Annotated in this window: 7 protein-coding genes and 1 pseudogene; all 8 read left to right on the top strand. The window is 66.3% G+C overall.

Going from position 1 to position 10,966, the window contains the following annotated elements:
• Window positions 1-111, top strand: a pseudogene (locus ACLBYE_RS04990) (IS630 family transposase); the annotation flags it as partial.
• Between the two features lie 136 nt (window positions 112-247).
• Window positions 248-1,627 carry a DUF3987 domain-containing protein gene (locus ACLBYE_RS04985; RefSeq protein ID WP_447693290.1) on the top strand — a complete coding sequence of 460 codons (1,380 nt, stop codon included), beginning with the start codon at window positions 248-250 and terminating at the stop codon, window positions 1,625-1,627.
• A 987-nt stretch (window positions 1,628-2,614) separates the two neighbouring features.
• Entirely contained in the window at window positions 2,615-4,006 is a 1,392-nt protein-coding gene (locus tag ACLBYE_RS04980) for a sodium:solute symporter family protein (protein ID WP_447693289.1), read from the top strand.
• A gap of 60 nt (window positions 4,007-4,066) precedes the next feature.
• The gene (locus ACLBYE_RS04975; RefSeq protein ID WP_053621838.1) at window positions 4,067-4,924 is read left to right on the top strand and encodes a helix-turn-helix domain-containing protein; all 858 of its coding nucleotides are present in this window, start codon (window positions 4,067-4,069) and stop codon (window positions 4,922-4,924) included.
• Window positions 4,925-5,052: 128 nt separating this feature from the next.
• Window positions 5,053-8,028, top strand: a complete 2,976-nt coding sequence (locus ACLBYE_RS04970) for a xanthine dehydrogenase family protein molybdopterin-binding subunit (RefSeq protein WP_447693288.1) — start codon at window positions 5,053-5,055, stop codon at window positions 8,026-8,028.
• A complete protein-coding gene (locus tag ACLBYE_RS04965) occupies window positions 8,025-8,888 on the top strand; it encodes an FAD binding domain-containing protein (RefSeq protein WP_447693287.1) in 864 nt (287 codons plus the stop codon). Before ACLBYE_RS04970 ends, ACLBYE_RS04965 begins: the two co-directional genes overlap by 4 nt.
• The gene (locus ACLBYE_RS04960; protein WP_447693286.1) at window positions 8,876-9,409 is read left to right on the top strand and encodes a (2Fe-2S)-binding protein; all 534 of its coding nucleotides are present in this window, start codon (window positions 8,876-8,878) and stop codon (window positions 9,407-9,409) included. The genes ACLBYE_RS04965 and ACLBYE_RS04960 overlap by 13 nt, the downstream gene beginning before the upstream one ends.
• Entirely contained in the window at window positions 9,402-10,961 is a 1,560-nt protein-coding gene (locus ACLBYE_RS04955; protein ID WP_447693285.1) for an AMP-binding protein, read from the top strand. Before ACLBYE_RS04960 ends, ACLBYE_RS04955 begins: the two co-directional genes overlap by 8 nt.
• Window positions 10,962-10,966: the final 5 nt, after the last annotated feature.

Here is a 10,966-nt window from a genome sequence, read left to right as displayed (position 1 = left end):
ACGATCAGCGACCTCTGGGACACGATCCGACGAGCCTTCAGACGCTTCACGCCAGCCGAATGCCGCCGCTATCTCGCCGCCGGAGGCTACGACGCATATGATCCAATATGATCGGATACCGCTCTAGGAGGCTTCATTGTCGGAAGAGCGGTTTGGGGCTGAGGCGACCGCAGAAGATGGCGGTAAGGCCCCATCGTCGGATAGCCTGCCCCTACTGCCCGAAAGGCAGGCGGCAGCGGATTATCCAATGCGCGCCCTGGGTACCCATTTGAGTGCTGCCGCTTCTGCGATAGCGGACATTGTCCAAGTTCCGATCGCAATTGCTGCACAATCGGTCTTAGCTGCGGCAGCACTGATAGTTCAAGACCTTGCAGACGTTCTCTTGCCTATCGGTCCTAATGGCATGGCCAAGCCGCTGAGCTTATTTTTTGTGACATTGGCAGAGAGCGGCGACAGAAAGTCGGCTACTGATGCTTTTGCTTGCAAAGCAATTAAAGAACATGAAGAGAAAGCCCTTGCAAATTACAAAAACTCCCTTGATGTTTGGGGGCACAGCCGAGAATCATGGAGGATGGAAAAAAATATAATTCGGACCAATAGGGATATCGATGCAGCCACCCGCATCGAAATGCTGCGCACCCTAGGTCCTGAGCCTGCGAAGCCTATCGAGCCAGTGCTAATTCCCAATGACTTAACATTCGAGGGGCTGGTAAACGCGTGGAACAAACTGCCGCGGTCGATTGGTTTGTTTACTACAGAAGGGGGGCAGTTTGTCGGCGGCTATGGCATGAAAGGAGATAGTAGAATTAACACTGCTGCAGGGCTTAGTTTATTCTGGGACGGCGGGACATATAAGCGAATTCGAGCATCTGACGGCCTTCATGTTTTGAAAGAACGCCGACTGTCGCTTCATTTGATGGTTCAGCCGCAGATTTCGGCTAGATTTCTTAATGACGAGATTCTTATACAACAAGGCTTTCTCTCACGCATGCTGATTGCCGCTCCAAAAAGTGTCATTGGCTCGCGCTTTCATGGGATTACGCAAGAAAATAGCGCTCGATCTCTGTCCGAGTATACTGACCGTTTGTCGAGCCTTCTTGAGCGGGCGACGACTATCAATGTCCGTCCCGATGTCGATGCAAGCCGTCGCAAACTAGCGATGACGCAAGAAGCTAAAAGTTTATGGATACAACTTAGTGATTGGGTCGAACTACAGTCGACGCGGAATGGCGAGTTTTTCGATGTCAAAGATGTTGCGGCGAAGGCTGCCGAGCAGGCTGCGCGTATAGCTGGGGTACTAACTCTCGTAAGCGACCACAACGCCTCTCACATTGCGGAGGAGGAGATGTTCTTTGCGAGTGAGCTGGTTGTATGGTATCTCAACGAGGCGCGGCGTCTTCGTGATACACATCCCGTCAATCCGGTCCTGACTCAAGCTAAAGCGCTTCTCGATTGGATAGCCTCGCGGCCGGAGGCGAAGGCCGAGTTCGTCGAAATTCTGCAGTTTGGGCCGGCAAAGACCCGGACGAAAAGAGAGGCGGAGGCTGCCCTAGCTCAACTGGTCGAGCATCATCTCGTAAGTGAGACTGCTCGGCGCCCGCGGACCTTCCGGGTCGTCGCGAGTTGATAGCCCATTCTTGCTAGGCTGCTATTGTTGCTAGACAGCGAAGGTTTCTAGCAACAATAGCAGCCTAGCAGCCTTGTCTGAGATTGGCCGAGAGCGGCCGGTCCGCTTCGGAAAAGGTCCGCGGGAGAAGCGGACGATCTTCTTCCGACCCAACGCAGTCGTTCATGCGCGAAGGTGCGGATCCCGAAAGCGGACGTTTGTTCCGTTGCTGCCATGGCAGTGATGCGCCCATTTCTGCCACTCAGCCGAACCGGGCAGCAACCTGAAAGCAGACGTTCTATCGGCAGCTAAGCGATGGCCTGGTTGTCGATGTATCCGACAGTGCATCGCCGTAGGGAGGCTTCGCAGGTGCCTTCACGAATTAAGCTCCGAGGCACACAATCCCCCGGTGGACCTTTGACGACACCATCGTTGAGGTCAGCCTTGCCCTCGCGCCGTCACCAACGGCCTACGCCCCCTCGTGCCCCAAGCTAAGCAGACTTTGCTCAACTGCCGCGGAAGACCGCTATCGGGATGCGCCAACTCCGCCCGAGATGGCAGACACGGGTCGCGAGAAGTATGTTAGCTTTCTCGGCTAGCCTGCTACTCAGTGACTATCCTACGTAAGTCGATACAAATGCGCTCTGATAACATTCTGACCCATTTCATCGTCTGTTTTTTTTAGGCATTCGAGCACACAAGAATAGTAATTTCTATTTAATCGATAAAAATTTTTCAACAAACTATAATGTATATAACAACAATTCTTGACCTGCCGCGAATTGCTTAGGGCGCGCTTTATATGGTTTATCGCGCTGAATCAGATAATCTGATGGTGCCGATCAAATCAGAATATTTGTCCGTCTCCTCTTCAAAATCTAGTTTCCCCCGTAATGGCCGTCGCTTCTAGCTCCTGCGAGGATAGCTGCGGCCCCGAATGAATTCGGAGGAAACATGCTGGGTTCCCTTGGCGCGCAAGCGCTACGGCGTCGCCGTTAGGCCGCACCCATGCAGCCAAACTGGATCGTTCTCTCCCTGACCCTGGCCTACATGGCGGCGATGGGGCTGATCAGTTTCTCTGTGCGACGCCATGCGAGGAGCGCTGGAAGCTTTACCTCCGGCGGCACGCGCTATCCGGCATTCCTGATCGGCTTTCTGCTGATGTCGGAATTCATCGGGACCGCCACGAGCGTCGGCACGACACAGACGGCCTACAGGGTCGGCGTGTCGGCCGCCTGGAACGTCCTCGCCCTCGCCGTCGGTTTCGTTCTCTACGCCATTCTCCTGGCGCCCCGCTTCAAGGAACTCGGCGAGAACACGATCTCCGGGGCGTTGGCCAAGGCCTACGGTCGCCCGACCAAGCTCGCGACCTCGGTCATCATGATCTTCGCGCTCCAGATCGTCGCGGTCTCGACCTATGCGGGCGGCGGTACGATCCTGGCGGGCCTCCTCAACGTCGACCGGACCAGCGCCATCGTCATCACGGGTATCGTCGCGACGCTTTATGTCAGTGTCGGGGGGATGCGCTCGGTTATCTATACGAACGTCCTGCATGCCGTCGTGAAGTATCTTGGCATCCTCGCGGCCGTGGCCTTCGGATTGTCTCAGGTCGGCGGCTTCGCGAACCTGCGGGCCCACGTGCCCGAAGCGATGTTCGCGGTCGATACGGTCGGCTGGTCACAGATCTTCGCGTGGATGGTCGCCGGCATCGGCGCGGTCTTCTCGACGCAATACGTGATCCAGGCCATCAATACCGTGCAGGACGGGCGCACGGCGCGGCAGGCCAGCTTTTATTGTGCCTTCCTGCTCGTGCCGTTCGGCATCGGCGCCGCCCTGGTCGGTGTCTGCGCGGCGGCGCTGCTGCCGGGAATCCCCGCGATCCAGGCTTTGCCGGGCCTGATCGCCCGGATGGACGATCTACTGGCCGCCATCGTGGTGGCAGGATTGGCGGGGTCGCTGTTCGGCACGATCTCGGCCCTCAGCATCGGCGCCGCCACCCTGCTGTTCAAGGATTTCTATCATCCACGCCGTCGGAGCGAGGATGGGACGTCGTCCCTGCGGTTCGTCCGCAGCATGACGGTGCTCGTGGGCCTGATCCCGATTCCCCTGGCGATCTTCGCGCCGGATATCCTGAAAGTGACCTTCCTCGCGAAATCCCTGCGGGCGACGCTGGCTGTCCTGGTCGTCTTTGCCTTCTACGCTCCGCGCTTCGGCACCCCGCGGGCCGCCGTCGTCAGCATCCTGGTTTCCCTCGTCCTGACGATCGGCTGGTTCCTCGCCGGCGATCCCGGGGGAATCGACAACGCCTATGTGGCCCTCGTCATTCCCCTGGCGGTGATGGGTACCGCCGAACTCCGCAAGAGGACCACGCTCCGGAACGAACCGGTTGAGGCGCCCTGACGGGACGGGCGTCCCGGCGGCGATCTAGCTGCCACCCGCGGACCATGCTAAATAGTGCAGATGTCCGAGGCTCTTGAGATCGCCCATGGCACCTTCGGCCGCGTCGCGCTCCTCGACATGGACCGCAGCCTCGTCCGCCACGCGCACCCGCATTGCCACGTGCTCCTGAAGGTCGAGGGAGACGACACGCAGTTCCTCGTCGGTGATCAGGTTGTCGCGCTCACCGACGATCAGGCTGTCCTGATCAACGCCTGGGAGACCCACGCCTACCTGCACGATCCCCAGCGGGCCAAGGCGATGATCCTGGCTCTGTACATCGAGCCCGACTGGCTCGGCGCGTTCCGGCGGAATTGGGCTGCGAGCGGGGCGCCCGGTTTCTTCGGACAACCGTCGGGTGCCGTCACACCAACGATTCGCCGGCTCGCCCACGACCTCGCCGCCGAGATGGTCTACGCGCCGCTTTCCTCCCACATCCAGGACGAGTTGCTGTCGAACCTGATGGTCGCCGTGATCGAGCGGTTCACGGCTTGGCGCGAGGAGCCCCTTTCCCTCCGCGCCGCCGCCCGGCGCAACGCTGGCGACTGGCGCATCCGACGCACCATCGCGCGGGTGCGGGCAGAGCCCGGCGCCATGCTGGGCACCGAGGCGCTGGCACGCGAGGCGGGCCTCTCCCGCGCCCAGTTCTACCGCCTGTTCGAGCAATCCACCGGGGCCCCACCGCATGTCTTCCTGAACGCGATCCGGATCGAGCAGGCCGTCGAGGCCATCGTGAGCAGCGAGGAGCCCATCACCGCGATCGGCATGCGCCTCGGCTTCGCCGCGCCCGCACATTTCTCGCGCTTCTTCCGAGACCACGTCAGCGTACCCCCAAGCATCTTCCGCGGTATCGTCCGGCGGGGCGGGCAGCCCGCTGCCTGACGGCGCCGTCATCAAAGAATGAGACGTTTCGGTAAGTCGCGAGACGCCTCGGCATCGCCGTACCCACACGGAGCCGCCATTCTCCCCGAGACATGGACCCCATCGAGAGGTCCGGCGGAGGAAACGGCTTGGGCATCGTGTCATCGAGCTATGTCGGACGGTCCGTGGAGCGCGTCGAGGACGCCGCCCTGCTGTCCGGGCTCGGCCGCTACATCGACGACCTCGGCACGCGGCCCGGCACGCTGCACGCGGCGATCCTGCGCTCGCCCCACGCCCATGCGGACATCCTTGGCATCGACGTCCAGGCGGCCAAGGCGCTGCCCGGCGTCACCGCCGTGGTCACGGGCCGGGACCTCGACGCCGTCACGACCGGCCTCGTCCCGGCCTTGCGGGCGGCCGTCGATGCCCGCGCCATCGCGGTGGACCGGGTGCGTTATGTCGGCGAGCCCGTCGCCATCGTCGTCGCCCGCGACCGCTACCTGGCGGAGGACGGCTGCGACCTGATCGAGGTGCAGTACCGGGTGCGCCCGGCGGTGGTCGACCCGCTGTCGGCCCTCGCCCCCGACAGCGAGATCCTGCACGAGGGCGTCGGCGCCAATTGCGTCAGCGACCGCCGCTTTCGCTACGGCGAGCCCGAGGCGGCCTTCGCGGACAGTTCGCACAGCCTGTCCGTGACCGTGCGCTACCCACGCAACACCGGCTCGCCGATGGAGACCTACGGCGTCGTCGCCTCCTACGATCCCACCGACGATTCCTACGACGTGCTGGCGAACTTCCAGGGGCCGTTCAGCATCCACGCGGTGGTGGCCCGGGCGCTGAAGGTGCCGGGCAACCGCCTGCGCCTGCGCACGCCCCCCGATTCCGGCGGCAGCTTCGGAGTGAAGCAGGGCGTCGCGCCCTACGCCGTGCTGATCGCCGCCACGGCGCGCCTCGTGGGCCAGCCGGTGAAGTGGATCGAGGACCGGCTGGAGCACCTCTCGGCCTCCGTCTCCGCCACGAACCGGGTCACGACCCTCCGGGCCGCCTTCGACGCGGATGGGCGCGTCACCGCGCTCGACTGGGATCAGGTCGAGGATTGCGGCGCCTACCTGCGGGCGCCCGAACCCGCCACGCTCTACCGGATGCACGGCAACCTCACCGGCGCCTACGCCATCCGCAACGTCGCCGTGCGCAACCGGGTGGTGCTGACCAACAAGACGCCGACCGGCCTCGTGCGCGGCTTCGGCGGGCCGCAGGTCTACTTTCCGCTCGAACGACTGATGCAGCGCATCGCGCTGACGCTGGGCCTCGATCCCTTCACGGTGATCCGCCGGAATCTGATTCCGGCCGACGCCTTTCCCTACCGCACCGCGACCGGCGCCCTCTACGATTCCGGCGATTACCAGCGCGCCCTCGACGAAGCAGCCCGGGACGGCGGACTCGACGAGCTGAAGCGGCGGCGTGACGCCGCCCGCGCCGAGGGTCGCTTCTACGGGATCGGCCTCACGGCGGCGGTGGAGCCCAGTGTCTCCAACATGGGCTACATCACCACCGTGCTGACGGCGGAGGAGCGCGCCAAGGCTGGGCCCAAGAACGGCGCGCAATCGACGGCCACCATCACCCTCGATCCCGTCGGCTCGGTGACGGTGCAGGTCGCCTCGGTGCCGCAAGGCCAGGGGCACCGGACGGTGCTCGCCCAGGTGGTGGCCGACGTGCTCGGCCTCCCGATGGAGCAGGTCCGGGTCACCGCCGACCTCGATACCGCCAAGGATGCGTGGTCCATCGCCTCGGGCAACTACGCGAGCCGCTTCGCCGCCGCCGTGGCGGGGGTCGCGCACCTCGCCGCCACCCGCCTGCGCGACAGGCTCGCGCGGATCGCGGCGGCGCAGCTGAACCTGCGTCCCGAGGATTTGGTGTTCGCGGGCGGACGCATCGCCTCGCGGTTGAACCCGGATGCGGGCCTGCCCTTCGCGCGGGTGGCGGCCACCAGCCACTGGTCGCCGGGCCTCGTACCCGAGGATCTCGGCGCGGTGATCCGCGAGACGGTGTTCTGGACGCCCCCAGAGCTGACGGCGCCGGATGCGGAGGACCATATCAACTCCTCGCTCTGCCACGGCTTCATCTTTGACATCTGCGGTCTGGAGATCGACCGGGTCACCGGCAAGATCATCATTGATCGCTACGTTTCGATGCACGATTGCGGGCGCATCCTGCACCCGGGCATGGTCGAGGGTCAGGTGCGCGGCGGCTTCGCGCAGGCGCTCGGCGCGGCGGTCTTCGAGGAACTGTCCTACGGCGACGATGGCGCCTTCCTGTCCGGTACCTTCGCCGATTACCTGCTGCCCACCGCGACCGAGGTGCCGGATCTGCGCATCCTGCACGTCGAGAGTCCGTCGCCCTTCACGCCGCTCGGCGCCAAGGGGGTCGGCGAGGGCAATTGCATGTCGACGCCGGTCTGCCTCGCCAATGCGGTGGCCGACGCGCTGGGCCTCGACGCTATCGACCTGCCTCTGACCCCCGCCAAGCTCGCGGCCCTCGCGGCGTCCGGGGAGGAGCGGGCGCCCCCCGCCGGCCACTCTGCCCCGAAGCCCGCCGCCAAGGCGGGCGACCGCACCCTGCGCGGTGAGGGCTCGGCCGCCGTCACGGCTCCCCCGGAGACGGTCTGGGCGATGCTTCTCGATCCGGATGTGCTCGCCTCCGTCATTCCTGGTTCGCATGGGGTGCGGAAGCTCTCCGGCACCCGGTTCCAGGCCGACGTCACCCTTGGCGTTGGCCCGGTGAAGGGCCGCTACAAGGCCGAAGTCATCCTCTCCGATCTCGATGAGCCCCGGGCGGTGACGCTCACCGGTACGGTGACGGGCGGCCTCGGCAGCGGCGGCGGCACCGGCCGCCTGACCCTGGAGCCCGACGGCGCCGGGGGCACGCGGATCGCCTACGTCTACGAGGCGGCGGTGGGCGGCAAGGTCGCGGCGGTGGGCGGGCGTCTCCTGGACGGCGCCGCGCGGGTGATCATCGGCGGGTTCTTCACGGCCCTCGCCCGGCGGGCCGGCGGATCCGCCAGCCGACCCTCCCGTCTCCCGGCCCTCCTGCGCCGGCTCCTCGCGCGCCTGGGAGTGTCCGCATGAAGCCCGCGTCCTTCGCCTATCTGCGCGCCACGTCCCTGGACGACGCCCTCGAAGCCCTGCGCCAGCACGGCCCCGAGGCCCGGATCATCGCGGGCGGCCAGTCCCTGATGCCGATGCTTAACATGCGGCTGACGAAGCCCGCCATGCTCGTCGACGTGATGCGCATCCCCGCCCTGAAGGAGCCCCGCCCCGACAAGGGCGCCCTCGTCATCCCGGCGGGCGTGCGGCAGGCGATCCTGCTCGACCGGCCGGGTCTCGCGAGGGATCTGCCGCTGCTGGCCGCCGCCCTGCCGTGGGTCGGGCACATCCAGACCCGGGCACGGGGGACGCTGTGCGGCTCCGTCGCCCATGCCGACCCGAGCGCGGAAATCCCCCTCTGCCTCGTGGCGCTCCAAGGGGAGATCCACCTGCGCAGCCGCCGGAAGGTCCGGCGCGTGGCGGCCGAGGACTTCTTCACCGGCATGATGGTGACCGACCGGGCCGACGACGAGATGATCGAGGCCATCGCCTATCCCCTGCGCCGGGAGGGCACCGGCACCGCCTTCGCCGAGGTGGGGCGGCGGCACGGCGACTACGCCATCGTCGCCTGCGCGGGCGTCGTGGACGGAACCCGGATGCGGCTCGCCGTGGGCGGCGTCGCCGACCGGCCCATCGCCCGCGACTTCCCCCATCTCGACGGGTCGGCGCTCGACGATGCCCTCAACGCCTTCGCCTGGGACCTCGGCGCGGGGGACGACCTCCACGGCACCGCCCGCTACCGCCGCGACCTCGTGCGCCGCCTTGGCCGCCAGGTGCTGCAGGAAGCAGCCAGGGCCGCAAGAGGCGACACCCATCAGGAGGCCGTGCCATGCCACAGCTAGACGCGAAGGGCCGTCACACGGTCGCCTTCACCCTCAACGGACGCGAGACCACGGTCGAGGTCGAGACCCGCACCCTGCTGACCGACGCCCTGCGCCACGGGCTAGGGGCCACAGGCACGCATGTCGGCTGCGAGCACGGTGTCTGCGGCGCCTGCACCGTCTCCATCGACGGCGTGCCGGCCCGCGCCTGCCTGACCCTGGCCGTCGGGATCGAGGGCTGCACGGTGCGGACCGTCGAGGGCCTGGCGCCGGAGCCCGGCCGTCTCGGGGTCCTCCAGGCGGCCTTCCGGCGGCGGCACGCCCTGCAATGCGGCTTCTGCACCGCCGGCATCCTGATGTCGCTCGACGCCTATCTCGCCTTCCGGCCGAACCCATCACGCCAAGAGATCACGGAAGTGATCGGCGGCCATCTCTGCCGCTGCACCGGCTACGCGCCGATCATCGAGGCCGCCCTGGAGGCGGCTGCGGAACTCAGGGGCGACATCCCGGCCCCGTCATCCCCGGAGGCCGCCCATGCTTGATCTCGGCACCAGCTTCCTCGCGAGCGTCTCCCGCGATCCCCGCGCCCTGGCCCTCGTCGACGGGGAGACCCGGCTGACCTACGCGGCGTGGTTCGGGGTCATCTCCGCGACCGTGGCCGGGCTCGACCGGCTCGGGCTGAAGCCCGGCGACCACCTCGTCACGGTCCTCCAGAACCGGCACGAGGCAGCGACCCTGCACTGGGCCTGCCAGTTCGCGGGAATCGTGATCACGCCGATCAACTGGCGGGCCAAGGCCGAGGAGATCGATTTCGCGATCGAGAACGCGCAAGCCCGCGCCATCGCCTACGAACCGGTCTCGGCCGGGAGCCTGCGGGATAGCGCGGCGTCGCAGCGGATCCCGCGCATCGCCGTCGGCACGCCACCCGGCCCCGGCGAGACCGCCTTTGCCGACCTCGCCGCCACCGAAGGCCCCCCGGCGACGCCCCGGGTCGACGCGGAAGCGATCTCGCTGATGCTCTACACCTCTGGCACCACCGCCAAGCCCAAGGGGGTCCCTCGGCGGCACCGGGCGGAGCGGGCGGCGGCACTCGCCCACGTGGCGCAGAACCTCTACGGGCGTGGCGAGCGGACGCTCGGCGTCATGCCGCTCTACCACACGATGGGCGTGCGCTCGCTCCTCGCCATGTCGCTGATCGGCGGGACCTTCGTCTGCCTGCCGCGCTTCGACGTGGCCGGGGCGCTGCGGCTGATCGCGGCCGAGCGGATCACCAACCTCTACCTCGTGCCGACCCTCTATCACGACCTCGTGCACCACCGGGATTTCCCGGCGACCGACACGACCTCCGTGCGCAAGCTCGGCTTCGCCGGAGCGCCGATGACGGACGGCCTGCTCGCCCGCCTGACCGAGGCGTTCCGGCCGGACCTGTTCGTCAACCATTACGGCTCGTCGGAGGTCTACACCTTCACGATCAACCACGAGGCGGCGGTGAAACCCGGCTCGGCCGGGCGGGCGGGCCTCAACACTATGGTGCGCGTCGTGCCCATGGGGGGCGACCCAGGCCGGACCGCCGCGCCGGGCGAGGAGGGCGAGATCGCCGTCATCGCCAAGGGCGACGAAGCCTTCGAGGGCTACTGGCATCGCCCCGAGGCCGACGCCAAGGCCTTTCGCGACGGCTGGTACTTCACCGGCGACACCGGCTTCGCCGACGCCGATGGCGACCTCTACGTCACCGGCCGGGTCGACGACATGATCATCACCGGGGGCGAGAATGTCTCGCCCGTCGAGATCGAGAGTCGCCTGTCCCTGCATCCGGCCGTGTCCGAGGTCGCCGTCGTGGGCCTGCCCGACGAGCGCTGGGGCCGGATCGTGGCGGCCTTCATCAAGCGGAGCGGTAGCACCGACGAAGCGGCGCTCGACGCCCATTGCCGGGCGGGCGGCCTGCCGAGCCACAAGCTGCCGCGCCGCTACGTCTTCGTCGACGAGATCCCGAAATCGCCGGTCGGCAAGCTGCTGCGCCGCCAACTCGTGGCGGGCGAGTACATGCCCGAAAGCGGATCCGAGCCCCGCGCCGAAGGCCACGAGGCCGCCTGACACCC

The sequence above is a fragment of the Methylobacterium sp. A52T genome (genome assembly GCF_053346095.1).
Note: the sequence above shows the minus strand (reverse complement) of the source record. Positions and strands in the feature narration are given on the sequence as shown.